General features: G+C 69.2%; 20 protein-coding genes. 7 read left to right on the top strand and 13 right to left on the bottom strand.

The annotated features are described in order from the left end of the window. Positions 1-111: 111 nt before the first annotated feature. Complete coding sequence (locus tag BJ991_RS15880; RefSeq protein ID WP_179491580.1) at positions 112-480, bottom strand: DoxX family protein; 369 nt, start codon at positions 478-480, stop codon at positions 112-114. Between the two features lie 130 nt (positions 481-610). On the opposite strand from BJ991_RS15880, the gene BJ991_RS15875 reads away from it, so the two are divergent. Beyond that, entirely contained in the window at positions 611-1723 is a 1113-nt protein-coding gene (locus tag BJ991_RS15875; RefSeq protein ID WP_343048801.1) for a winged helix DNA-binding domain-containing protein, read from the top strand. A gap of 21 nt (positions 1724-1744) precedes the next feature. Here BJ991_RS15875 and BJ991_RS15870 read toward each other — a convergent pair whose 3' ends face one another. Next, positions 1745-3187: an XRE family transcriptional regulator gene (locus BJ991_RS15870; protein WP_179491578.1), complete on the bottom strand. Its 1443-nt coding sequence runs from the start codon at positions 3185-3187 to the stop codon at positions 1745-1747. 105 nt (positions 3188-3292) lie between these two features. Between BJ991_RS15870 and BJ991_RS15865 the strand changes: the two genes are divergently transcribed. Continuing rightward, positions 3293-5170, top strand: coding sequence for a phosphoenolpyruvate carboxykinase (GTP) (locus BJ991_RS15865; RefSeq protein WP_179491576.1), 1878 nt, complete (start codon positions 3293-3295; stop codon positions 5168-5170). Positions 5171-5285: 115 nt separating this feature from the next. Here the strand turns inward: BJ991_RS15865 and BJ991_RS15860 are convergent, their stop codons facing one another. The 3 genes from BJ991_RS15860 to BJ991_RS15850 form a co-directional block, all read right to left on the bottom strand. Next, entirely contained in the window at positions 5286-7259 is a 1974-nt protein-coding gene (locus BJ991_RS15860) for an ABC transporter ATP-binding protein (RefSeq protein WP_179491574.1), read from the bottom strand. Positions 7260-7306: 47 nt separating this feature from the next. Next, entirely contained in the window at positions 7307-7522 is a 216-nt protein-coding gene (locus BJ991_RS15855; protein ID WP_343048800.1) for an AsnC family protein, read from the bottom strand. A gap of 161 nt (positions 7523-7683) precedes the next feature. After that, positions 7684-9183 carry an aldehyde dehydrogenase family protein gene (locus tag BJ991_RS15850; RefSeq protein ID WP_179491572.1) on the bottom strand — a complete coding sequence of 500 codons (1500 nt, stop codon included), beginning with the start codon at positions 9181-9183 and terminating at the stop codon, positions 7684-7686. A gap of 253 nt (positions 9184-9436) precedes the next feature. Between BJ991_RS15850 and BJ991_RS15845 the strand changes: the two genes are divergently transcribed. Next, positions 9437-10093, top strand: a complete 657-nt coding sequence (locus tag BJ991_RS15845; protein WP_179491570.1) for a GntR family transcriptional regulator — start codon at positions 9437-9439, stop codon at positions 10091-10093. Positions 10094-10235: 142 nt separating this feature from the next. Here the strand turns inward: BJ991_RS15845 and BJ991_RS15840 are convergent, their stop codons facing one another. Genes BJ991_RS15840 through BJ991_RS15820 form a run of 5 tightly spaced genes read right to left on the bottom strand, consistent with a single transcriptional unit; the run spans position 10236 to position 14940 of the window. Further along, complete coding sequence (locus tag BJ991_RS15840) at positions 10236-11504, bottom strand: ABC transporter substrate-binding protein (protein ID WP_179491568.1); 1269 nt, start codon at positions 11502-11504, stop codon at positions 10236-10238. Positions 11505-11506: 2 nt separating this feature from the next. Beyond that, positions 11507-12577, bottom strand: coding sequence for a branched-chain amino acid ABC transporter permease (locus BJ991_RS15835; RefSeq protein ID WP_179491566.1), 1071 nt, complete (start codon positions 12575-12577; stop codon positions 11507-11509). After that, positions 12577-13458 carry a branched-chain amino acid ABC transporter permease gene (locus BJ991_RS15830; protein ID WP_179491564.1) on the bottom strand — a complete coding sequence of 294 codons (882 nt, stop codon included), beginning with the start codon at positions 13456-13458 and terminating at the stop codon, positions 12577-12579. Before BJ991_RS15830 ends, BJ991_RS15835 begins: the two co-directional genes overlap by 1 nt. 2 nt (positions 13459-13460) lie before the next feature. Then, the gene (locus BJ991_RS15825) at positions 13461-14171 is read right to left on the bottom strand and encodes an ABC transporter ATP-binding protein (RefSeq protein ID WP_179491562.1); all 711 of its coding nucleotides are present in this window, start codon (positions 14169-14171) and stop codon (positions 13461-13463) included. Further along, a complete protein-coding gene (locus BJ991_RS15820) occupies positions 14158-14940 on the bottom strand; it encodes an ABC transporter ATP-binding protein (RefSeq protein ID WP_179491560.1) in 783 nt (260 codons plus the stop codon). Before BJ991_RS15820 ends, BJ991_RS15825 begins: the two co-directional genes overlap by 14 nt. A gap of 287 nt (positions 14941-15227) precedes the next feature. Between BJ991_RS15820 and BJ991_RS15815 the strand changes: the two genes are divergently transcribed. The 4 genes from BJ991_RS15815 to BJ991_RS15800 all read left to right on the top strand — a co-directional run bounded on the left by BJ991_RS15815 (position 15228) and on the right by BJ991_RS15800 (position 20758). Further along, positions 15228-16610 (top strand): aminomethyl transferase family protein, encoded by a 1383-nt coding sequence (locus BJ991_RS15815; RefSeq protein WP_179491558.1) that lies wholly within the window; start codon positions 15228-15230, stop codon positions 16608-16610. Positions 16611-16763: 153 nt separating this feature from the next. Further along, complete coding sequence (locus tag BJ991_RS15810) at positions 16764-18971, top strand: hypothetical protein (protein WP_179491556.1); 2208 nt, start codon at positions 16764-16766, stop codon at positions 18969-18971. A gap of 115 nt (positions 18972-19086) precedes the next feature. Then, entirely contained in the window at positions 19087-19959 is an 873-nt protein-coding gene (locus BJ991_RS15805; RefSeq protein WP_179491554.1) for an IclR family transcriptional regulator, read from the top strand. Between the two features lie 13 nt (positions 19960-19972). Beyond that, positions 19973-20758 (top strand): DUF1932 domain-containing protein, encoded by a 786-nt coding sequence (locus tag BJ991_RS15800; protein ID WP_179491552.1) that lies wholly within the window; start codon positions 19973-19975, stop codon positions 20756-20758. Between the two features lie 189 nt (positions 20759-20947). Here the strand turns inward: BJ991_RS15800 and BJ991_RS15795 are convergent, their stop codons facing one another. The 3 genes from BJ991_RS15795 to BJ991_RS15785 are packed head-to-tail and all read right to left on the bottom strand — an operon-like array spanning position 20948 to position 23589. Beyond that, positions 20948-21742, bottom strand: a complete 795-nt coding sequence (locus tag BJ991_RS15795) for an amino acid ABC transporter ATP-binding protein (RefSeq protein ID WP_281363932.1) — start codon at positions 21740-21742, stop codon at positions 20948-20950. Continuing rightward, positions 21739-22632: an amino acid ABC transporter permease gene (locus BJ991_RS15790; protein WP_179491550.1), complete on the bottom strand. Its 894-nt coding sequence runs from the start codon at positions 22630-22632 to the stop codon at positions 21739-21741. The genes BJ991_RS15795 and BJ991_RS15790 overlap by 4 nt, the downstream gene beginning before the upstream one ends. A gap of 6 nt (positions 22633-22638) precedes the next feature. After that, a complete protein-coding gene (locus BJ991_RS15785; protein ID WP_179491548.1) occupies positions 22639-23589 on the bottom strand; it encodes a transporter substrate-binding domain-containing protein in 951 nt (316 codons plus the stop codon). Positions 23590-23820 lie beyond the last annotated feature (231 nt).

Here is a 23820-nt window from a genome sequence, read left to right as displayed (position 1 = left end):
CGACGTCGCGGCTTCGCCGAGACCAGCCGGGATGAGCCAGACAGTATCAGGGAGTGTGCAGTCACACTAGATGTGCGTGCAGTAGAGATCGACAGACCCGAGCATCCCGGGTCAGCCGAGCACGACGAGGAACCCGAGGATCGCGCTCCCGATCGCGATGATGCCGAGCACGAGCGGCGGGACGAACTGCTCGCGGCGACGGATGTGCGTGACGATCGCTCCCGTCATGAGCGCCGCGAGCGCGACGGCGGCGATGATCGCGAGGACGGGCACGATCCCGGTCGCGAGCGGGACGATGAGGCCGATCGCGCCGAGGAGCTCGGCTGCGCCGATCGCCTTGACGGATGCATCGCTGAAGTCCTCGGTCCAGGCCATCCCCAGCGTGGGAAGGGCCTCCCGCGGACGGAGAAGCTTGATGCCGCCCGCCACGAGGAAGGCGACGGCGAGCACGACGTTGACGATCCACAGCGCAACGACCATCGGTGTCCTCCGCGACCGATCGTATCGGCGCGCACGGCCGGTGGGACGGTGGCCGGCGCGGATGCCGCGGCCGGCCGTCTCCCGCAGCGGCGGGTCGCGCGCTGTCGGCGGGCGCCGCCATGATTGGGGAGTGGATGCTCCGATCGCCCGCCGCCCGCGCACCATGTCCGTCCAGCGCGTCCGCGAGCAGCGGCTGAGGTCGCATCGGCTGAGCTCGCCTGCCCCAACGGTCGCCGCGGCGGCCGAGCACATGCTCGCGACGCAGGCGCAGGAGTTCTGGGGCGGGCGCTGGGCGATCGCGCAGCGCACGCGCGGTGCGCCCTCGGTGAGCGACGTCGATGCCGCGTTCGACCGCGGTGAGATCGTGCGCTCGTGGACGATGCGCGGCACGATCCACATCATCCCCGCGCGCGAGCTGGCGTGGGTGATGAGCATCACGGGGGAGCGGCAACGGCGTCAGGCCGCCGCGGTGCACCGCAACGAGGGGCTCGACGAGGAGGAGGTCGCGAAGGCCGAGCGGGCCGTGCGCGCAGCGCTGGGCGGCGGCAACCGGCTCACTCGCAAGCAGATGTTCGAGGTGTTCGAGGCCGCGGGCGTCTCGACCAAGGGACAGCGCGGGTACCACACGCTCGTCGCGCTCTCCATTCGCTCGATCCTGTGCCAGGGGCCGGTCGCGGTCCGCCCCGGAGGACCGACGCGCGAACAGCACTGGGTGCTGCTCGAGGAGTGGGCGCCCGATCAGGTGTGGCCCGCCGACCCGCTCGCCGAGTTCTTCTCCCGCTACATCGCATCGCACGGGCCGGCCGGTGCCCGCGACTTCGCGTGGTGGACCGGCCTGCCGCTGGGTGTGTCCCGCGATGCCGCCGAGCGCGCTTCCGACCGGCTCATCGTCGTCGCCGACGAGCCCGAGCCGCAGTTCGTCGCGGTCGGTCCTGCGCCGCGGCGCGTGCCGTCGGCGCCGTCGGTCGTCGCCCTGCCGCCGTTCGAGGAGTACTACCTCTCGTACGTCGACCGCACCGTGCCGTGCGCGCCGGAGTTCCTGAAGGCGATCGGTCCCGCGATGAACGGCATCGTGCGCCCGATCCTCGTCGCCAACGGCGAGGTCGTGGGGGTGTGGACGCACTCGATCGCCCTGTCGCGGCATGCCGACGATCCGATTCCGGAACTGTTCGTGCCGGATGCCGCGCCCGACGCCGAGATCGCGGCGGCGCTCGAGCGCTACAAGGTGTTCATCACGAGCTGACGCCGGGGCGCGGCATCCGTCTCAGCCTTCGGCGTGCCGGTCGAGGAACGCGTACACCTCGTTGTCGTCGACGCCGGGGAAGGCACCGCGAGGCAGCGGCGAGAACATCTGCATGTGCACGCGTGCGCTCGGCCACGCCTTGCCCTCCCATCGTGCGCGGACGTCGCCGGGCGGGCGGCGGCAGCACGACTCGTCGGGGCACGTCGACACGGCTCGCTTGGGCGTCTCGCGTCCGCGGAACCACTTGGCGTCGTCGAAGGGCACTCCGACCGTGATCGAGAACTCGCCGTCGGCGGTCGTTCCGGTCTGCGTCGAGCACCAGTACGTGCCGCTCGGCGTGTCTGTGTACTGGTAGTACTCCGTCGTGCGGTTCTGCTCGGCGAACGCGGCTCGCGCGGCGAACTTGCGGCAGGCGATCTGCCCGTCGACCGACCCCGTCACATCGCTCGGCAGCGGCAGGCCGTCGTTCTCGAAGACCCGGGTGATCGCGCCCGATCCGTCGACCCGCAGGAAGTGCAGCCGGATCCCGAGGTGCTGCGTGAGCAGGTTCGTCATGCGCATGCCGGCAGCCTCGTGCGTGACGCCGAACGCGTCGCGGAAGTCCTCGACGGCGAGGTTGCGATCCTTCTTGGCCTGCTGCAGGAACGCGACCGCGTTCGTCTCGGGCATGAGGCAGCACGCGGCGTAGTAGTTGATCTCGAGGCGCTGCTGCAGGAAGTCGGCGTAATCCGTCGGGGGAGTGTGCCCGAGCAGGCGGTGCGCCATCGCCTGGAGCGCCATCGAGCGCAGGCCGTGTCCGCCGGGGATCGAGGCGGGCGGCAGGTAGATGCGGCCGTTCTCGAGGTCGGTCACCGAACGGGCCGAGTGGGGCAGGTCGTTCACGTAGAGGAGCTCGAACCCGAGCTGCTCGGCCATGACGCTCACCGTGCGATGGGTGAGCGCGCCGGACACATGCCCGGCCGCCTTGAGCTGCTTCTCGGCGAGCTTCTCGATGTCGGGCAGGTAGTTGTCTCGCTCGCGCATCCGCAGCCGCAGCTCGTTGTTGGCGCGGCGCGCCTCTTCGGGTGTCGCGATCGCCTCGCGCTCGCGACGCTGCAGCTCACGATGGAGCCCCAGGATCGACTCGATCGTCTCGTCGCTGAGGCTCTTCGTGATGCGCACGGGAGCGATGCCGAGCTGACGGAACACCGGGCTCGCCTGCGCGCGCTGCAGCTCGAGCTCGAGCGCCGCGCGGCGGTTGGGCGGCTCGGGCGAGAGCAGGTCGGCGACCTGCGCCCCGGTGACATCGGCGATCGCCTGCAGCAGCGAGAGCTTCGGCTCGCGCTTGCCGTTCTCGATGAGGCTCAGCTGGCTGCCGGCGACGCCCACTCGGGCGCCGAGCTCGTCGAGCGTCAGGTCGTTGGCGACGCGGTGATGGCGGATGCGGTGACCAAGAGTGGCGAGCTCGAGGGAGGACGCGGGCATTCCTTTATCGTAGCGAAAGATCCTCGATTCTTATGACGTCCCGGCGTCGAAAGGATGGGCACAAAGCACGGATAGTGGAGAGGACATAGTTAGAGAGGTGGCCAAATGGCTCTTGCCGACATCTTCCCGCGCACCCGGCAGACGGGTCCTGTCGACACGATCGCACCGGCCTTCGGCGGCCGGCCGAATCTGGAGAGCGATGGCCTTCGAGAGCTTGCGGCGTGGGTCGACGAGATCGCCGCGCTCACCAAGCCCGACCGCGTGCACTGGGTCGACGGCTCGCGGGCCGAGAACGACGCCCTCCTGCGCGAGATGGTCGCGGAGGGCAAGCTCATCAAGCTCAACCCCGAGTGGCGCCCGGGCTCCTACCTCGCCCGCTCCCACCCGAGCGACGTCGCCCGCACGGAGTCCCGCACGTTCATCTGCTCGGAAGACCCCGCCGACGCCGGTCCCACGAACAACTGGGCCGAGCCTGCTGCGATGCGCGCGACGATGCGCGGGGTCTTCGAGGGCTCGATGCGAGGGCGCACGATGTACGTCGTCCCGTTCTCGATGGGACCCGTCGGCGGACCCCTCTCCCACATCGGCGTCCAGCTCACCGACAGCGCGTACTCGGTCGCCTCGATCGGCATCATGACGCGTGTCGGCGCAGCGGTGCTCGAGCAGATCGCCACCGGAAAGCCCTGGGTCAAGACGGTCCACTCCGTGGGCGCACCGCTCGCACCCGGGGAGCAGGATGTGGCGTGGCCCTGCAACGAGGAGAAGTACATCGTCCACTTCCCCGAGTCACTCGAGGTGTGGTCGTACGGGTCGGGGTACGGCGGCAACGCGATCCTCGCCAAGAAGAGCTTCGCCCTGCGCATCGCGTCGGTCATCGGACGCGAGGAGGGCTGGTTGGCCGAGCACATGCTGCTCATCCGCGTGATCGACCCCGCCGGGCGCGCCTACCACATCGCCGCCGCGTTCCCCTCGGCATGCGGCAAGACGAACCTCGCGATGCTGCGGCCGACCATCCCTGGCTGGCGCGTCGAGACCCTCGGTGACGACATCGCCTGGCTGCGTCCCGGTGAGGACGGTCGCCTGTGGGCGATCAACCCCGAGGCCGGGTTCTTCGGCGTCGCCCCGGGCACCGGAGAGTCGACGAACGTCACCGCGGTCGAGACCCTGTGGGGCAACACGATCTTCACGAACGTCGCGCTGCGCCCCGACGGGGACGTGTGGTGGGAAGGGCTCACGGACGAGCCCCCGGCGGAGCTCGTCGACTGGGAGGGAAAGCCCTGGACGCCGGCATCCGGTCGCCCCGCCGCCCATCCGAACTCGCGCTTCACGGTGAGTGCCGCGCAGTGCCCGCAGATCGCGCCGGACTGGGACAAGCCCGAAGGCGTGCCGCTGGACGCGATCCTCTTCGGCGGACGCCGCGCCACCAACGTGCCCCTCGTCATCGAGGCGACCGACTGGGCGCACGGCGTGTTCCTCGGCTCGACGATCTCGTCCGAGCGCACCGCGGCCGCTGAGGGAACGGTCGGCGAGCTGCGCCGCGACCCGTTCGCGATGATCCCGTTCTGCGGCTACAACATGGCCGACTACTTCGGGCACTGGCTCAAGATGGGGCAGGCGCTTCGCTTCGACCGCGCCCCGCGCATCTTCCAGGTGAACTGGTTCCGCAAGGGCTCGGACGGCCGCTTCCTGTGGCCGGGCTTCGGCGACAACGCGCGCGTCATCGACTGGATCGTCCGTCGCATCGAGGGCGAGGTGCCGGCTGCCGAGAGCCCCATCGGACGCCTTCCGCGACCCGGCGACCTCGACCTCGAGGGCACCGACGTCACGCCCGAGGACCTCGACGAGCTCTTCGCGATCGACCGCGACTCGTGGCTGCGCGAGGCCGACCTCACCGAGGAGTTCTACGCGACGTTCGACGGACGCGTGCCGGCGGCATTGCAGGCCGAGCTCTCCGCGCTGCGGTACCGCCTCCAGCGCTCCTGACACAGCGATGAACGGATGCCCCGCCCCGCGTCACGCGGGGCGGGGCATCCGTCGTTTCCGCGCCTTCTGGCGACTCGCCAAGAGGCGCTGCGGGTGCGCGGGAGACGCGAACCCGTCAGACGAGGAGCTGGTGGCGCGCGAGGTCGCGGTAGAGCGGAGTCGTCTCGACGAGCTCGGAGTGCGTGCCCTGTCCGACGACGCGCCCGTGGTCCATCACGACGATGTGGTCGCTGTCGACCACGGTCGAGAGGCGGTGCGCGATCACGATGAGCGTGCGCCCCGCCGCGACGGCGTCGATCGCGTCGCGCATGCGCTGCTCGTTGAGTCCGTCGAGCGACGACGTCGATTCGTCGAGCAGGAGGATCGGGGCAGCGGCCAGCAACGCGCGTGCGATCGCCAGCCGCTGGCGCTCGCCGCCGGACAGCATGACGCCGCTCTCGCCGACGGGGGCTTCGAGTCCGAGCGGGTTGCGCTCGAGCACCTCGGTGAGGTTGACGGCGTGCAGCACGCGCTCGCAGTCGGCATCGGATGCCTCGGGCGACGCGAGCCGCAGGTTGTCGCCCAGCGTGCCGGCGAGCGTCGGGGCGTCCTGCTCGACGTAGCCGAGCCGCGCGCGGAGCGCGTCGCGGTCGAGCGCGCGCACGTCGACGCCGTCGATGAGGATCGCGCCGGACGTCGGGTCGTAGAACCGCTCGATGAGCGCGAGCGTCGTGCTCTTGCCCGCGCCGGACGGACCCACGAGCGCGACGCGCGAGCCTTGCGGGACGCGGAACGACACCCCCCGCAGCACCTCGCCGTCGGCGGCGGGGGTCGCGGCATCCGGTGCGGCCGTGTCGGGCAGCTCGATGAGCGCGGTGTCGACGTGCGCGCTCTCGAGCATCGCGAGCGCCTCGGTCTCGGCCTTGCGGCGCGCGGCGACGACGGCCTCGGGGTAGGCGAAGTGCACGTCGCGGAACTCGATCGCGGCGGGCGGGGCGGGGGTAGCTCGCGAGATGAGGCCGTCTACCGGCGCGTCGGTCCTCGTTCCGAGAGATCCACTCTCCTCGGCCACGCGCACCGCGATCTCGGCGTCCCGCGCGGTCTCGGTCGGCAGATCGAGGATCTCCTGGATGCGGCCGAGCGCGCCGAGCGCCTGGTTCACAGAGGTGATCGCGCCGATGAACGACCCGAGCGGACCGATGAGCATGAACAGGAACATCACGAACGTGACGAGGCTCGCGATCTCGATCGCGCCGGATGCGACGCGGAAGCCGCCTACGCCGAGCACGACGAGCAGCGACAGCTGCAAGGCGATGCCGGCGACCGGCACGACGAGCGCCGAGACCTTCGCGATGCGCACGCCGACGTCATACGCCTGCTCGGCGAGGCCCGAGATCGCGACGCGCTCGCGCTCGCTCGCACCCGAGGCGCGCACGGTGCGGATCGACCCGACGGCTCGCTCGACGCCGGACGCGAGCTCGCCCACCTTCTCCTGCTGCTGACGCGTGGCCTTGCGGATGCGACCGCTCAGGATTCCGACGACGGTGATCGAGGCGCCGATCACGACGACGATGAGCAGCAGCAGGACCGGGTCGATGAAGGCCATCGCCACGATCGCGCCGACGAAGACGAGCGCGTTGCCGACGGCATCCGCGAGGCCCTGTGTGAGCACCGCGTAGAGGAGTGTCGTGTCGGTGCCGACGCGCGAGACGAGGTCTCCCGTGCGGCGCGCGTCGAACTCCGAGATCGGCAGGTGCAGGATGCGGGAGATGAGCTTGCGACGGCTCGAGAACACGACCGCGGTGCCGGTGCGCTGGAGCAGGTAGTGCTGATAGCCCGAGATGACGGATGCCGCGATCACGAGCCCCACGAGCACCCACACGAGCTGCCCCAGGGGGTCGCCCGCCTGCACGAGGGTGATCACCTGGCCGACGACGAGCGGCTGGGCGAGCATCGCGATCGCGCCGATCACACTGAGCACGGCGACGACGGCGAGGACGCCCTTGTGCTCGAGCAGGAACGGGATGAGCTGCTTGAGGCTCGCGCGTGGTCCGTCGTCTTCGGAGCGGCGGCCGCGGAGGCGGCGGCCGGCGGGAGCGGTGGTCGACATGACGATACCTCGGTGGGAGTGGGGAGGGATGGTCGGCGCGAAGACGCCTACCTTCGACCGTACTTCTTGTGGACGGCCTGTCGGGTCACGCCGAGGGCGGCGGCGATCGCCTGCCACGAGTAGCCGAGGTTGCGGGCGCGCCGCACCTGCGTCTCTTCGGCCCGCGCGAGCTCTCGCCGCACGTCGGCGAGGCGGTGCAGTTCGGCGATGGGCTCGCGCTCGCCCGCGGCGCCGATGAGGGTGCTGATCTGGTCGCCGCTCACGGTGTGTCCTTCCGGATGCCTCGGATGAGGCATCCGTGTCAACCGTAGTTGACGGCTTGAGGAGTGTCAACCTGCGTTGACGCTCGCCCGTGGCGAACAGGCCGTGCGAAGGGTGAAGGCCCGGCCTCCGAGGAGACCGGGCCTTCGTGCTGGAACACGTCTCAGTGGGCCATCGCGGCGAGCGCTTCGGGATCGATCGTCGCGATCGAGCGGGTGTCCTGGAACGCCCGCACGCCTTCGATGCCCTGCTCGCGACCGAAGCCGGATTGCTTCATGCCGCCGAACGGGGCGCGCAGATCGAGGCGCGTGGCGCCGTGGTCGTTGACCCACACGTAGCCGCACACGAGCTGCGAGCCGACGCGCTGCGCCGCCTCGGGATCGGCGGTCCAGACCGACCCGCACAGTCCGCCCCACGTGTCGTTCGCGAGGCGGACGGCCTCTTCTTCGGTGTCGAACGGGATGACGGGGATCACCGGGCCGAACTGCTCCTGCGTGACCACGCGCAGGGAGAGATCGGGGTCGATCACGATCGCGGGGCGCAGGAAGTTGCCGCCGGCGAGGTCGCCGCCCGGGAGCTCGCCGTACTCGCGCACCTCGGCGCCGGCGTCCTTGGCCTCGCGGATGATGTCCTCGACGAACGCCTTCTGGGCACCCTGGTGCAGCGGGCCCAACGTCGTGCCCTCGTCGAGGCCGTAGCCGATGACCGCCTTGTTCAGGCGCGTCTCGAGGCCGGCGACGAGCTCGCCGAGCCGTGACCGGTGCACGAACACGCGCTTGGCGTTCATGCAGATCTGACCCGTGGTGTCGAAGATCGCCGCGTAGAGCCGGTCGAGGTGCGCGTCGTCGAGGATCGCGTCGCCGAGGAACACCGCGGGGTCGTTGCCGCCCAGCTCGAGGGTGACGCGGGTCAGCGTCTTCGACGCCATCTCCATGATGCGCTTGCCGCCGTTGACGCTTCCGGTGAAGCAGACCTTCGCGACGTCCGGGTTCTGGATGAGCCCGGCCATGTTCTCGTCCTTGCCGCTGATGACGTTGAGCACGCCGGCCGGAAGCTTCTCGGCCACGCGCTGCACGACACGGGCGGTCGCGAGCGGCGTCGTCGGTGGGACCTTGACGATCGCGGTGTTGCCCGCGAGCAGCGCGTGCGGGAGCGAGGCGCCCAGGATCGCGATCGGCCAGTTGAACGGCACGATCACCGTCACGACGCCGAGCGGCTGGTACGAGACCTCCGTCGCCACCGGGATGGCGCCCGGCACGACCGGAAGCGTCTTCGAGGTCTCCACTTCGTCCTTGAGCGAGAGGGCGAGGTTCCAGCGGATCTCGAACACGAGCGCGTCGACCCAGGCCTCGAAGCGGATCTTGCCGTTCTCCTGCGAGAGGATCGCCGCGTCCTCATCCCGGTCGTCCGCGATGCCCGCGATCGCGTCGGCCATCGCCTTCGCGCGGCCCTCGGCGCCGACCGCCGCCCATGCGGGGTAGGCGGCCTTGGCCGCCGCGACGGCATCCGCCACGTCCTGCGGCGTCGCCGACGCCGCCTCGCCCACGATCACTCCCGGCTTGCCCGGGTCTGCGACCTTGAGCACTTCGTCGGTGAACCGCTCCTCCCCGCCGATGTACAGTCCTGTCCGCACCTTCGCGGACGTCTCCACCACGTCTGACATCTCGACGACCACCTCTCCGTGTGTCAAAGATCGATGCACGCGAATCAATGCCGCGGGCGCTTTCCAGCGTGCTCCTTCGCGACGCGGGTGGCAAGATCGGCTACAAAATTCTCACGAATCTCGTATGCAATACCGAGTGCGCGTTACCCTCGAAGCAGAAAAGAGGACGCGGGGGCGACGGCGCCGCCGTTTCGAGATGCCCGAAGGCGTCGAGGCTGGCGTCAGGGCGGACGCAGCGAGAGGGGTACGGCGGATGACCGATCTGGCGGTGGAGTCGAGGGAGAGCCCGGCGCGCGCTGACCTCACGCAGCAGCTTCGCGACGCGATCCTCGGCGGCGAGTTCGCACCCAACCAGCGCCTCATCGAAGCCGACATCAGCGAGCGCTACGACGCATCGCGAGCGTCCGTGCGGCTCGCGCTGCTCAACCTGACGAGTGAGGGGCTGGTCGAGCGCCTGCCCAATCGCGGTGCGCGCGTGCGTGCGATCAGCGTCAAGGAAGCCATCGAGATCGTCGAGGTCCGTGTCGGCCTCGAGGTGCTGTGCGCGCGCAAGGCCGCGGAGAACCTCACCGACGAAGGCGCCGAGACGCTGCGCTCGATCCGGGCGGGGATCACGGATGCCGTCGCCAGCGGCAACCTCGTCGAGTACGCGCGCCTCAACCAGGAGATGGACGGCCTCATCCGGGACTACAGCGAACACGAGACGGCCACCCAGCTGCTCGAGCGGCTGCGCGCGCAGTCGGCGCGGCACCAGTTCCGTCTCGCGTTCCTGCCCGGACGCGCGACGCAGTCGGCGCCCGAGCACATCGCGATCATCGACGCGATCCTCGCGCGCGATGCGGATGCCGCGGAGCGCGTCACGCGCGTGCACCTCGAGGGCATCGTCGAGGTGCTGCGCGGCCTCGACTGAGCCGCACCGGACACCGGGCGCTCTTCTTCACGACGCGCGCGCGATCGGGAGATGCTTCGCGAGGCGAAGCGTGCCCTGGGAACGCGAGAGCGGGGCGGCCCCGAAGGACCGCCCCGCCCGAGTCGAGGCTCGACTCAGCGCATCACTCGAAGCTCTGCGCCGTTTCGTAACCGCGGCCGTTGTACTTCTGCACCAGCACGTCGGCGACGGCGGGCAGGCCGTCGGCTGTCGTGTTGATGGTCGAGCCCTCGAGCATGAACGGCGCGTTGAAGCCGTCGATGCTCAGCAGCGCCTCGAGGAACGCCTCTCGCGTCGGCTCCTCCATCTTCATGAAGGCCTGCTCGAGCACCGAGGCCGCGATCCAGCTCCACACGCAGTGCGGGAAGGCGGGGACGCCGTCCTGGTTCGTGTACTCGCCGAGCGCCTCCATGAACGCCTGGCCCTCTTCGCTCTCCTGGAACGCCGGGCTCGCCGCGGCACCCGAGAAGGCGACCGTGTAGATGCCCGGGAACGCGGCACCGCCGCCGGGCTCGAGGATCGCGGTCGGGCTGGAGGTGTTGGAGGGCAGGAACCAGCTGGGCAGCCAGCCGATCTGCTGCGCCTTCTGCAGCGACGAGATCACGAGCGGCGTGATCGACATCGCGTTGAAGAACACGTCTGCGCCGCTCGCGGCCAGTTCGGTGATCTGCGCGTCGACGCTCGTGTCGGTCGCTTCGTAGGTCAGCTCCTCGACGACCTCGATGTTGTCGGCTCCCTCGATGGCCGACTTGAAGCCCTCGACGTAGCCCTGGCCATAGTCGTCGTTCTGGTAGAGGATCGCGACCTTGTGCTCGTCGGCCGAGGAGGCGAGCAGGTTGCCGAACGCCTCACCCTCCTGCTGGTAGATCGGCACGAAGCCGAGCTGGAAGGGGCTCTCCGCGCGGTCACTGAAGATCGGGTCACCCGACATCACGAGCACCTGCGGGAACTCCTCGTCGATCGCCGCCTCGCGCCACGCGCGGTTGGTCGGCGTGCCGAGGCCGATGCCGGCGGCGAACACGTCGTCGGCCACCATCTGCTGGAAGTTCGCGAGCGCCTTCTGCGGGTCGTACGTGTCGTCGTACGAGGTGATCTCGATCGTGCGGGTCTTGCCGTCGCCGAACTCGATGCCGCCATCGGCGTTCTTGACGCCGAAGTAGGCGAGCGCGCCGTCGACGGTGCAGTTGCCGGGGCCGGCGGTCGGGCCCGTGAGGGGGCTCGAGATGCCGAACGTCAGCGACGTGTCGGTGATGCCGGGGCTGGCGGCCGCCTCGCCGCCGCCGTCGCCGTCACCGCCACCGCCGTCGCCGCCGCGTGCGCAGCCGGTGAGGGCCAGCGCGACGACCGACGCCATCGCGACGATGCCGACGACGCCCTTCTGAGTCTTGCGCATGTTCATGCCTGACCTTGCCTCTCTGTCTTCTCGGGTCCCTCCGGCGCCGCTTCCACAGGGGGAGCGGAGTCCGGAGTGGTCTTGGGGATCGCACCGGTGAAGGTGCCCTCGCGGTGCCGCCGGAAACGGCGGAAGACGCGGGGCAGGCTCACCAGGCCACCGGGCAGCACGAACAGCACCGCGAGCAGGATGATGCCCTGGATGATCGCGGTGAGGTTCGGGTCGATGGCGTTCGTCAGCTGCGGGACGAGCACGTAGTAGAACCCGCCGAGCAGCGATCCGACGATGCTCGCCGCGCCGCCGATGACCATGGCGGCGAGGAGGCTGATCGAGTGCCCGAAGTGGAGAGTCTCGGGCGAGGTGTACTGCACGGCGACCATGTAGAGGAAGCCCGCGACGCCGCCGAAGATCGACGCGATCGTGAAGGCGAGCACCTTGTAGCGGTACGGCGAGATGCCCATCGACGTCGCGACGGCCTCGTTCTCCTTGACGATCGCCATCGCGCGGCCGAACTTGCCGCGCACGAGGTTGCGTGCGAGGACGAACGCGATGACCGCGATGACCAGGACGATGTAGAACTGCCACTGGTCGTTGTCGAGGCCCGTCCAGTCGGGTGCGCTGGAGAACCGGGCGGATGTCCCCTGCGAGCCGCCCGTGAAGTCGACGAGGCGCTTCGCGAGGGGCACGCCGACGATGGGCAGCGCGATCGTGACCATCGCGATGGCGAGCCCGCCGAGTCGCGCGGCGGCCAGCGCCACGAGGAGGCCGGCGAGACCCGCGACGGCGAACGCGGCGATGAAGACGAGGACGATGTTCCAGTCGTTGTTGACACCCCACGCGGTGACGTACGCGCCGAGCCCGACGAAGAAGATCTGGCCAAGCGACACCTGGCCGGTGTACCCCATGATGATGTTCAGGCCGAGCACGGCGACGGCGTAGACGCCGACGCGCGTGAGCGTCTGGTTCCAGAACACCGGCAGCATGAGCGGCGCGAGCAGCAGGAGCACCGCCACGACGAGCAGGATGCCGAGGCGAACCCAGCGGTTGCGCAGGAGGTCGGACACAGCGGCCATCAGACTCGCACCACGACTTTCCGTCCGAACAGACCCTGCGGTCGCAGGATCAGGATCACGAAGATGAGGATGAAAGGCACCGCGATCTTCAGGTCGTAGCCGATGAACGGCACGTATACCGCGGCGAGGTTCTCGAGGACGCCGATGGCCCACGCGGCGACGACGGCGCCGATGGGGCTGTTGAGACCGCCGATGATGACCGCCGCCAGTGCGTACACGAGCGCGGTGTCCATCATCCCGGGGGTCAGAGTCAGCTGCGGCGCCACGAGCGAGCCGGCGATCGCGCCGAGCGCGGCCGCCAAGCCCCACCCGACCATGAGAAGACGGCCGACCGGGAGGCCCGACAGCGCCGAGGACCGCGGGTTGATCGAGACGGCGCGCAGTGCAAGGCCGAGCTTCGTGCCGAGGAACAGCGCCTGCAGCAGGAGCATGATCACGACGATCGAGAGGAAGGTGCCGAGCGAGCGGAGGCTGACGGTTGCGCCGAGGATGTTGATGCCCCCGAGCGGGAACAGCGACGGGAACTGGCGGTTGTTGTAGCCCCAGATGAACGCGCAGATCCCCGTCACGAGCGTCAGCAGGCCGATCGTGACGACGACCGCGGTGTCGGGGTCTCCGCCTTCGAACCGCCGGATGAGGAGGCGCTCGATGATGCCGCCGATCACGAACGAGATCCCCACCGCGATGAGGATCGCGACGATGAGCGGCACGTTCCACTGCACGAACACGTACGCGATGTACGCGGACAGCACAGCCAGGCCGCCCTGTGCGAAGTTGATGAGTCCGGTCGACTGGTTGACGAGCACGATCGCGAGCGCGAGAGCCGCGTAGATCGAGCCGGTCGACAGGCCGTCGACGACGAGCTGGATGAAGGTCCCCAACGTCAGCCTCCCAGGTAGGCACGACGGATCTCGTCCATGCCCTTGAGCTCGGCGGTGGTCCCCGTCAGCGCGTTGCGACCGGTCTCGAGGACGGTCGCCGAGTCGACGAGGGTGAAGGCGAGGTTCGCGTTCTGCTCGACGATGAGCATCGCGATGCCCGATTCGAGGCGAAGACGCCGGATGGCCTCGTACACCGCCTTCGCGGTGCTGGGGGCGAGGCCGAGCGAGGCCTCGTCGAGCAGCAGCAGCCGGGGTTTGGCCATGAACGCGCGGGCGATCGCGAGCATCTGCTGCTCGCCGCCCGACAGCGCGGCGCCGGCGGAGCGGATGCGGTTCTTCAGCTGCGGGAAGATCTCGAGGCAGTAGTCCATGTCGGCCGCGACCTGCTTGCGGTCCTTGCGCAGGTACGCGCCCACGCGCAGGTTCTCGCGCACGGTGAGGCCGCCGAGCGTTCCACGGCCCTCGGGGACGTGTGCGATGCCGAGCGCGGCGACGCGCTCGGGCGAGAATCCGCGGATGCTGCGGCCCTCGAACGTGATCGTGCCGCCCGTGCGCACCATGCCGCTGATCGCGCGCAGCGTCGTCGTCTTGCCGGCGCCGTTGGCTCCGAGGATCCCGACCGCGCCGCCGTCGGGCACGGTGAGCGAGATGCCCTCGAGCACCTGGACCCGGCCGTACGACGCGGTGACCCCCTTCAGCTCAAGCAGCGTCATCGGCCGCGTCCTTCCCGATGTAGGCCTCGATCACGCGGGGATCGGACTGCGCCTCGGCGGCCGTGCCCTCCATGAGCTTGCGGCCGTGGTCGAGCACGACGACGCGGTCGGTGAGGGCGGCGATGAGGCCCATGTGGTGCTCGACGATCACGATCGTGACGTCGTCCTCGGCGCGCAGGCGCTTGACAGTCTCGATGAGCTGCTCGACCTCGGAGTGGGGCAGACCCGCGGCCGGCTCGTCGAGCAGGAGGAGCTTCGGGCGCATGAGCAGCGCACGGCACAGCTCGATGCCCTTGTGCAGGCCGTGCGACAGCTCGTCGGCGTGCAGGTTCGCGGCCCACAGGAGCCCGTGGCGCTCGAGCAGCTCCAGGGCCTCGGCGCGCAGCTCCTTCTCGGTGCGGGTCATGCGGGGCAGCCGCAGAGACCACTCGACGGGACCGCCTGGCAGTCGCTTGTGCGCGCCAAGCATGACGTTCTCGAGCACGGTCTCGCGGAGCTGGAGCGCGGGGTGCTGGAACGTGCGAGCCAGGCCATGGCGGGCGAGGGTCGCCGGACGCGACCCGAGCACCTCGGTGTCGTCGATCCTGATCGAACCGGAGCTCGGCCGGTAATGCCCGCTGATGCAGTTGAAAAGCGAGGTCTTGCCGGCCCCGTTGGGCCCGACGAGCCCGAACACCAGCCCGGGCTCGACCTCGAAGCCGACGTCTTCCAGCACTTTGACTCCGCCGAAGTGCAGATTGACGTCGCGCAGGGTCAGACGTGCGGCCATCGCCTGCCTTCCTACTCGTCGCTCCGTTGTGCCGATGCGAGGAATCGAGACCAGGGTCTCATGGCACGTCGATGTGCTCCCCGCGACAATCGAAAAGTATGTTCTTCGCCCAGGATTGTCAACGATTTTGGATCGACTTCGGGCGACTGTCACCCAATCGTGACAGAGAACGATCGTTGCGCGGGTGGCGACGGATGCGGGCATCCGATTCTGTTCAACGGAAGTTGTTGGTGGGATCGGGGCGATGCGTGCCTAACCTGCTGGCGACATCGAAAGGAAGGTCGACGATGACTACCGAGTCACTCGCTCAGGCGATCGCCCGCGTCGGCAGCCCCGTGGAGCTGCTGCGGAACCAGGACTGGCCCGCGTTCACGTTCCCGGTCGCGCCCGAGTTCACGAACTGGCGCGACGAGCAGCGCGCGTGGAACACGACGGTCGCGCTCATGGACCAGTCGCACCACATGACCCAGCTGTTCCTGCACGGCGCGGACCTCATCGCGATGCTCTCGAGCATCTCGCCGAACACGTTCGCGACGTTCCGTCCGGGCGTCGCCAAGCAGCTCATCTCTGTCAACAAGGACGGGTACCTCATCGGGGACGGGATCCTGTTCTACAACTCCGAGGGCCCAGAGGGGCTCGTCCTCATCGGGCACCACCTGCTCATCGACTGGGTGCGGTTCAACGCCGAGAAAGCCGAGGCCGCCGGCAAGGACGTGCACCACCGCCTCGAGGCGAACTCGCACATGCGGCAGGGCCCGCCCACGTTCTACCGGTACGAGCTGCAGGGCCCGCACGCGAACGACGTGATGGAGAAGGTGTTCGGGGGCCCCGCGCCCGACATCAAGTTCTTCCATATCGGCGACGTCGAGATCGCCGGCCGCCCGGTCAGGGCGCTCCGCCACGGCATGGCGGGCCAGCCCGGATTCGAGTTCTACGGTCCGTGGGAGGACAACGAGGCCGTCCTCGCGGCGATCATGGAGGCCGATGCCGAGCACGGCATCCGTCGCGTGGGCGCGAAGGCGTACTCCGCGACCCCGCTCGAGTCCGGCTGGGTGCCGACGCCGTTCCCCGCGATCTTCGACGACGATTTCGCGGAGTACCGCGAGTGGCTGCCCGCCGCTCGGGCCGGTTCGATCGGCGGATCGCTGTACTCGACCGACATCCACGACTTCTACATGACCCCGTACGACCTGGGCCTGGGCAAGTCTGTGCGCTTCGACCACGACTTCCACGGTCGCGAGGCGCTCGAGAAGCACGCCGGGAACCAGCGCCGCCGCAAGGTCACGCTGCTGTGGAACTCGGAGGACGTGGCATCCGTCGTCCGCTCCCAGCTCGAGCCGGGCACGCCCGCGAAGTTCCTCGACTTCCCCAAGGCCCGCTACGGCCTGTACCAGATGGACGAAGTCCTGAAGGACGGAGAGCGCGTCGGCATCTCGACGGATGCCGGATACATCGCGTACGACCAGTTGTACATGTCGCTCGCGACGATCGACGTCGTCGTCCCCGATGGCGCCGAGGTCGAGGTGGTCTGGGGTGAGGACCCGATCTCGAAGAAGGCGGCCGTCGACACGAACCACCGGCAGGTCCGGATCCGCGCGACCGTCGCGCCGGCGCCCTACCACGAGTTCGCACGTACGGTGTACCGCGCGAAGGAGTACGCGACGGCCTGAGGCCATCGCCCGGCCCGGGGCGTGGGAGCACGCCCCGGGCCGCTCTCGCTTGATGGGAACAGTGCGCACACGCATCGATCTGTCGGCCTACCTTGAGTCGGCATGGATGACGATCACCCCCAGGTCGTCGACATGACTCGATGAGGAGCATCCATGCGAAAGATGAGGTATGCGGCCGCTGCCGTCGCGACGGCGGCCCTTGTCGCCTCGACGGCGACGACCGCGAGCGCTGCGACGGAGCCCGAGGAGAACGTGTTCCTGAAGCCCCACGTGCTGGACGCGTGGTACGAGTACGCCGCATCCGACACGTTCGCGGAGCTGCAGCAGCAGGGCAAGATGGCGACTCCGAACGTGTACCTGGCCGACGTGGCTCGGGGCACCGACACCACGGGGGCCGACCCCGCGGACTACTGGTACGTGCGCAACGGAGTGCCTGACGACGGCGTCACGCTCGCGCCGGAGGCGATCCTGTACGCGAACCTCGAGAGGCTCAAGGCCGCGGGCAAGATCGATAACTTCAACTTCACGCTCGTGATGAACCTGCCTCACTCGGAGAACGTGAGCACCGCCGAGGCGTACGAGTGGATGGACGGCATCCTCGCCGAGGCCGGGTCGTCCGACCCCGCCGACGTCCAGCCCGCCACGGGCTGGTGGGACGTCACCACCTACCAGGGCGGCACGTTCGTCGAGACCGCGAACGGCGGTGTGACGTCGTCGTCCGACACCGGCATGCGCGAGATCACGGTCACGCTCGACGGTCAGCCGTTCGGCGTGACGCACTACTGGGGCTGGTACTCGGCGACGCCGAACAGCCCGAAGCAGAAGATCAGCATCTACGTGCCCGAGAACGTGCGCGATGACAGCCCCACGTTCTTCCGCACGAACAACGGCGGCTGGGCGTCGAACAACTTCGCGGCCACGATCGTGAACGGCGGCTCGTACAACACGGGCAACCTCGCCTTCAACACCGTGATGGGCGGCGGCAACAACAACCCCGCGGTGCTCGGCGAGATCCTCGACCGCGGCATGATCCTCGTCTCGTACGGCGCGCGGAGCATGAACGACGCTCCGGTGAACGGCGAGTACCAGGGTCACTCGCCCGCGACGATGACCGACACCAAGGCCGCGATCCGCTTCCTCAAGTACAACCAGGTCTACGGCGGCCTGCCGGGCGACCCGGAGCGCGTCATCATCCACGGCATGAGCGGCGGCGGCGGTCTCACGACCGCGGTCGCATCGAGCGGCAACAGCTCGGACTACTTCGACTCGCTCGCCGAGATCGGCGCGCTCGGCCTCAGCGTGAACGGCGGCGGCTACGCGGATGACCCGGCGGTGGGCGACGACGTGTTCGCGACGTTCTCGAGCGCCCCGATCATCGACTCGTTCCGAGCCGACCACCTGGCCGAGTGGATGTACAACGAGACGCGCCAGAAGATCCGCGACGGCGTCTACGCGAACGAGACGGGCATCACGAGCGGCCGCAACAACCCGACCGCGCTCGCCGAGTGGCAGTTCCTGAGCGCCGCGGTCCTCGCGCAGAAGGGCGACGACTACACGTACGAGCTCGGGCTCACGCCGGCGTCGGTCAAGCGCACGCTGCTCGACATGATGGAGACCTCGCTCGAGCTCACGCTCAACGAGAACAAGTCCTACCGCCCCGCGCTCGTCGACGTCTCGACGGTCACCACGGCGGTCGAGGCGGAGGCCGCGCTCGACGTGTTCCTGCGCCAGCAGGACTCGAACCGCGCCGCGAACTGGGCGGGCCTTCCGCTCGACTGGTACACGGTAACGGGCACGCAGGGCGCATTCGAGGTGACGATCTCGGACTCCGACTGGGACGGGCTCACCGAGTACCTGTACTGGGTGTCGCAGTGGACGAAGGGCACACCGATCTCGACCGCGCAGGGACTGCCGGCCGGTCTCGGCAAGGGCGGCCCGTTCGCGGGCGGTGAGGGGTTCCTCTTCGGCACGAGCGACGCCTCGTACACGCACCTCAACCAGGTGTCGTGGGCGATGGACCCGACGAACTGGCACCTCTTCGGCGTCGAGGCCAGCACGAACCCCGTCACCGCTCAGCGCCAGGCCGAGAACCGCGCCATCGCAGTGACGCTGTTCGACGTGCTGCCCGGACCGAGCTACGAGGTGGTCCGCCGGCACATCGACATCGCGGAGCGCGACGGCGACCTCACGGGCAAGGCCCTCAGCGAGGTGCTCAAGCACGTCGACAAGGCCGAGCAGCTCGACGGCAAGGCGTCGTCGAGCGCTGTGAAGACGCAGCTGGACAACGCGATCCGCAAGTCGGGTCTGCCCAGCGACGCCAACGTCGTCAAGGCGATCCAGGCGCTCGCAGACGCGAGCTGATCCGCAGCCGGATGCGGCGGGGACCGGCTTCGACCGGCCCCCGCCCCTCTCGCACAGCGGTCGCCCCGGGTTCCGTTCATCGGAACCCGGGGTACGATCGCGCCGGGAGGTCGCGATGGCGCGCGGATCGGCGGGCGAGTCGGTGCTGCACAAGCACCTGCGCGTGCTCGACGCGTTCGACGCGCTGCATCCGTTCCGCACGCTGACAGAGATCGCGGATGCGGCGGGCCTCGCGATCTCGACCGCGCACCGCCTCGTGCGCGAGCTCGAACGCGAGGGACTGCTCGAACGAGCGCCCGATCGGACGTACCGCCTCGGGGTGCGCCTGTGGGAGTACGCGTCGCGCACGCCGGGCGCGCTCGGGCTGCGCGAGCTCGCCCGCCCGTGGCTCGGCGCGGTGCACTCCCGCGTGCGCCAGCACGCGCAGCTCGGGGTTCTGAGCGGGCGGGATGTGCTGTTCATCGAGCGGATGTCGACGCGCGACGCCGTCGTCAACGCGACGCTCATCGGCGGGAGAATCCCGCTGCCCGTCTCGAGCAGCGGCCTCGTGCTGCTCGCGCACGCGGATCCCGCGCTCGTCGACGAGGTGGTCTCCGCGGGATGGCCCCGCCACACGGCGCACACGATCCGAGACGGCCGTGAGCTGCGCGAGAGACTGCGCCACGTGCGCGCCGACGGCTTCGCCGTCGCGTCGGGGCACATCTACGAGGAGTCGCGGGGGATCGCGGTGCCGGTCATGGGGCCCCACGGTGTCGTGTACGCGGCGATGGGCGTCGTGGTCGCGAACGACGACGCACCGATCCAGCCGATCGTGGAGCTGCTGGCCACGGCGGCGGCGGGAATCACGCGCGATCTCGAGCGGGCATACCTTCCCGACGGGGGTCCGACGGAGGGGCGCATCCGTCCTCTCGTCAGCACGTCGCTGCGCTCGCTCGAGTACGTGCTCGAGCACGGCGTCGACGGATCCGGCGCCCCGCGGGGCGGCTAGGGTGAGCTTCGGCATGACGACGATCGCGATCCTGGGCCTCGGCGAGGCCGGACGACTGTACGCGACGGGGCTGCGCGACGCGGGTGCGGTGATCCGCGGGTACGACCCATCGCTCGACCTCGCCGGCGCGGGGGTCGCTCAGGTGGCATCCGTCGCCGAGGCCGTCGACGGCGCCGACGTCGTGCTGAGCCTCGTCGGCGCTCCGGCCGCCGAGGAGGTCGCGCGCGACGCGCTCGTGACGGCCGGCGCCCAGACCGTGTTCGCCGACCTCAACACGGCGGCACCCGACGTGAAGCGTCGCATCGCGGCGATCGCCGGCAAGCGGCGCGTGCCGATGGCGGATGTCGCGGTGCTCGCGCCCGTGCCGCGAGCAGGCCACCGAACCCGCCTCCTCGCGAGCGGCGACGGTGCACGGCGCTTCGCGGAGCGCGTGACGCCCCTGGGGGTCCCGGTCGAGGTGGTGGCGGGAGAGGCGGGGGAGGCGGCGCGACTGAAGCTGCTGCGGACGGTCTTCATGAAGGGGCTCGCGACGCTCATCCTCGAGAGCGTCGGCGCCGCGCGCGCGGCCGGAGCCGAGGACTGGATGCGCGACCAGCTCGCGCACGAGCTCGGCCCAGGCGGACGCGACCTCGTCGAGCGGCTCATCGACGGCACCTACCGCCACGCCGTGCGGCGCGAGATCGAGGTGCGCGACGCCCTCGAAGAGCTCGCGGCGCTCGCCGTGCCCGACGACATGACCCGCGCGACGCTCGCATGGTTCGAGCGCATCGTCGCCGAGGGCGGCAGCGCCGACTCCTGAGAGGCGCTCAATGCGTCCTCGGCCGAGATGACGCTTGTCGGCCACACCCGGCGCGAGTGCCGGCGCGGTGCATCGCGTTGCGGGACCGGCGGAGACAGTCTGCGAAAAGATGGCGCTCGCCGTCGCGCTCGTCCGGATCCCGACGCTCGCGGCCGGTCGTCGGAGCCGGCGTCGGGGAACCCGGCATCACTATGCCAGGACAGCGTCGAGGAACTGCTTCGTTCGCGAGTTCCGCGGGTTGCGAAGGAGCTCACGAGCGTCACCGCGTTCGACGACCTGCCCGTCGGCCATGAAGACGACGTGGTCGCCGACTTCGCGGGCGAAGCCGATCTCGTGGGTCACGACCATCATCGTCATGCCGGAGTCGGCGAGCCCGCGCATCACGTCCAGGACCTCTCCGACGAGTTCGGGATCGAGCGCGGAGGTCGGCTCGTCGAACAGCATGAGCTTCGGCTGCATGGCGAGTGCACGCGCGATGGCGACGCGCTGCTGCTGGCCGCCGGACAGCTGGACGGGGTAGTGATCGCAGTGCTCCATGAGGCCGACACGCTCGAGCAGCTCGACCGCGCGACGCCGCGCGACGTCCTTCGGCTCGCCGGCCACGCGCATCGGCGCCTCGATGATGTTCTCGATCGCGGTCTTGTTCTGGAACAGGTTGAACCGCTGGAACACCATTCCGATCGGCCTGCGCTGACGCGCCACCTCGGCCGGACGCAGGTCGTACAGCTTCCCGTCCCGCTCCCGATACCCCATCAGAACACCGTCGACGTAGACCCGGCCCGCATCGGGGGCCTCCAGCCGATTCACGCATCGGAGCAGGGTGGACTTCCCTGAACCCGACGGCCCGATGATGCACGTGACCTCGCCCGCATTCACCTGCAGATCGATGCCGCGCAGGACATGGTTCTTCCCGTACAGCTTGTGCAGACCCGTGATGTCCACCATCGGCCGGGCTGCCCCCGCGACCGGTGCGTTCGCGCTCATCGTTCGTGACCCCTCGCCGCGCGCTTCTCGAGGAACCGCTGCCCGACCATCAGCACCGAGACGATCACGAGATACCAGAACGTGCCCACGAACAGCGCCTCCATCACCCGGTACGTCGTCGCGCCGATGCCTGTCACGACCGTCATCAGATCCTGCCCGGCGATGACGGTGACCAGCGAGCTGGACTTGAACAGGGTGATGAGCTGGTTGCCCGTCGGGGGCAGGATGATCCGCATCGCCTGAGGGAGCACGATGCGGCGCATCGTCTGCCCGCCGCCCATGCCGAGGGCCGAGGCGGCCTCGCGCTGGCCCGCATCGACTCCGATGATCCCGCCGCGGACCACCTCCGCCATATAGGCCGCCTCGTGCAGACCCAGTGCGATGCACGATGCGGCGAACGTCGTCAGCACAGCGTTCGTGTTCACCGAGACGAACATCACGTCCGTGAACGGGATGCCGATGCCCAGGCGGGGGAACAGCAGCGCGAAGTTGCCCCACACCAGGATCTGGACCAGGAGCGGAACGCCGCGGAAGAACCACACATAGGAGGCGCTCAGCGCCTGCAGCACGCGATTCGACGACAGCCTCGCGACCGCGAGAAGGATGCCGAGCACGATGCCGCCGACCATGCTGACCACCGTGAGCTCGATGGTGACGAGAAGGCCGTGCAGCACGTCGGCCGCGGTCAGGTTCTCCCAGAAGACGCTCCAATCGAGCCTCTCGTTGCGGGCGAGGGCGACGATGAACGCGATCACCAGGAGGATCAGGATCGTCGCGACGATCAGCTGCCCCCAGTGCCGGATCGGCACGGACTTCAGCGGCACGAAGGCCGGCTCGCCGGGACCGGCACCCAGCCGGTTCGCTTCGTCGCGAGTCGCGAGGTCTGTCATCGGCGCCTACTCCAGCACACCCGAAGTGCGTCCGTTGACCACGAGCAGATCCACGTCGAGGATGTCGGCGTCGGCGCCGTGCTCGGTCATGATCCGCTGGTAGTCGCCGCTCTCGGCGAGTTGCAGCAATGCCGCGTTGATCGACTCGGCCAGGCCGTCCTGCAGATTCGAGGCGCCGACGGCGAGGTATCCGGCCGGGCTCGTCCAGTCGATGATGTCGAAGGCGTTTCCGTCCTCGATGAGTCCCGCCTGGTAGTTCATCGGCGTGTACGTCAGCATCACCGAGTCCAGAACCCCCGCCTGCGCCTGCGTGTAGGCATCGTTCTGCGTCGCGTACAGCTTCAGCGTGAGCTCGGGCTCGCCTTCGTCCTGGCACTTCTTCTGCTGCTCCACCAGCGTGGCTTCCTGCACCGTGCCCTTGGTCGTCCCGGCGACGGTGCCGCACAGGTCGTCGAGGTCCTCGATTCCCTTCGGGTTGCCCTTCTGGACGATGATCCCCATGCTGGCCCGTGCGTACGACGCCATGTCGATGACCTGTTCGCGGTCCGCGTTGTCGAACATCGAGGTCCAGACCGCCTGGATCCGCTCGGACTGGAGCGCGGGAATGAGTCCGGGGAACGGCATCTCGACGTACTCGAAGTCGACGCCCATCACGGTGCCGACCGCATCGGCCAGATCGGGGATCAGGCCGACGTACTCGCCGTCGACCTTGTCCATGTACGGCGGGTCGCCGATGGTGACGCCGAGCTGGATGGTGCCGGCCGACCGTATGTCGGCGGGGAGCAGATCGTGGATCTCCTGGTTGAACTCGACGCCGGCGGAGTCGCCTCCCGCAGGTGCCGAAGGAGCGGCCGAGGGTGATCCACCGCCGGTGCTCGCGCAGCCCGCCAGGGAGAGGGCGGCGGTCGCACCGACAGCCAGCGTGAAAAGCAGGGTTCGTGCCGTACGTGTCGACATTGTCTCCATCGGAATCTCCATCGATGCCTCTGTTCGCTCCGGCGGGCGGCCGGCTCGATCGGGCAGCCGATCGCCGTTGCACCCCTCGTGTCCGATGGCCGGAGAACGGGCCGTCCGTCGGGTGAGGGTTACCGGGCGTTTATCAGGTTGCCTGATAATTCGTCACAATATGCCGCACCGCCGAGTCGTGTCAAGACACGCTTTCCCGGAGAGTCCGTCGAGTGTTGACGG

The sequence above is a fragment of the Microbacterium immunditiarum genome, assembly GCF_013409785.1.
GTDB classification, from domain to species: domain Bacteria; phylum Actinomycetota; class Actinomycetes; order Actinomycetales; family Microbacteriaceae; genus Microbacterium; species Microbacterium immunditiarum.
Note: the sequence above shows the minus strand (reverse complement) of the source record. Positions and strands in the feature narration are given on the sequence as shown.

What these genes read in the sequence shown, in the direction of transcription:
- BJ991_RS15865 (WP_179491576.1), top strand. Translation starts at nt 3,293, where the DNA reads ATGGCTCTTGCCGACATCTTCCCGCGCACCCGGCAGACGGGTCCTGTC.
- BJ991_RS15800 (WP_179491552.1), top strand. Translation starts at nt 19,973, where the DNA reads ATGACGACGATCGCGATCCTGGGCCTCGGCGAGGCCGGACGACTGTAC.
- BJ991_RS15815 (WP_179491558.1), top strand. Translation starts at nt 15,228, where the DNA reads ATGACTACCGAGTCACTCGCTCAGGCGATCGCCCGCGTCGGCAGCCCC.
- BJ991_RS15850 (WP_179491572.1), bottom strand. Translation starts at nt 9,183, where the DNA reads ATGTCAGACGTGGTGGAGACGTCCGCGAAGGTGCGGACAGGACTGTAC.
- BJ991_RS15805 (WP_179491554.1), top strand. Translation starts at nt 19,087, where the DNA reads ATGGCGCGCGGATCGGCGGGCGAGTCGGTGCTGCACAAGCACCTGCGC.
- BJ991_RS15785 (WP_179491548.1), bottom strand. Translation starts at nt 23,589, where the DNA reads ATGTCGACACGTACGGCACGAACCCTGCTTTTCACGCTGGCTGTCGGT.
- BJ991_RS15820 (WP_179491560.1), bottom strand. Translation starts at nt 14,940, where the DNA reads ATGGCCGCACGTCTGACCCTGCGCGACGTCAATCTGCACTTCGGCGGA.
- BJ991_RS15835 (WP_179491566.1), bottom strand. Translation starts at nt 12,577, where the DNA reads ATGGCCGCTGTGTCCGACCTCCTGCGCAACCGCTGGGTTCGCCTCGGC.
- BJ991_RS15795 (WP_281363932.1), bottom strand. Translation starts at nt 21,742, where the DNA reads ATGAGCGCGAACGCACCGGTCGCGGGGGCAGCCCGGCCGATGGTGGAC.
- BJ991_RS15880 (WP_179491580.1), bottom strand. Translation starts at nt 480, where the DNA reads ATGGTCGTTGCGCTGTGGATCGTCAACGTCGTGCTCGCCGTCGCCTTC.
- BJ991_RS15860 (WP_179491574.1), bottom strand. Translation starts at nt 7,259, where the DNA reads ATGTCGACCACCGCTCCCGCCGGCCGCCGCCTCCGCGGCCGCCGCTCC.
- BJ991_RS15840 (WP_179491568.1), bottom strand. Translation starts at nt 11,504, where the DNA reads ATGCGCAAGACTCAGAAGGGCGTCGTCGGCATCGTCGCGATGGCGTCG.
- BJ991_RS15790 (WP_179491550.1), bottom strand. Translation starts at nt 22,632, where the DNA reads ATGACAGACCTCGCGACTCGCGACGAAGCGAACCGGCTGGGTGCCGGT.
- BJ991_RS15870 (WP_179491578.1), bottom strand. Translation starts at nt 3,187, where the DNA reads ATGCCCGCGTCCTCCCTCGAGCTCGCCACTCTTGGTCACCGCATCCGC.
- BJ991_RS15810 (WP_179491556.1), top strand. Translation starts at nt 16,764, where the DNA reads ATGCGAAAGATGAGGTATGCGGCCGCTGCCGTCGCGACGGCGGCCCTT.
- BJ991_RS15845 (WP_179491570.1), top strand. Translation starts at nt 9,437, where the DNA reads ATGACCGATCTGGCGGTGGAGTCGAGGGAGAGCCCGGCGCGCGCTGAC.
- BJ991_RS15825 (WP_179491562.1), bottom strand. Translation starts at nt 14,171, where the DNA reads ATGACGCTGCTTGAGCTGAAGGGGGTCACCGCGTCGTACGGCCGGGTC.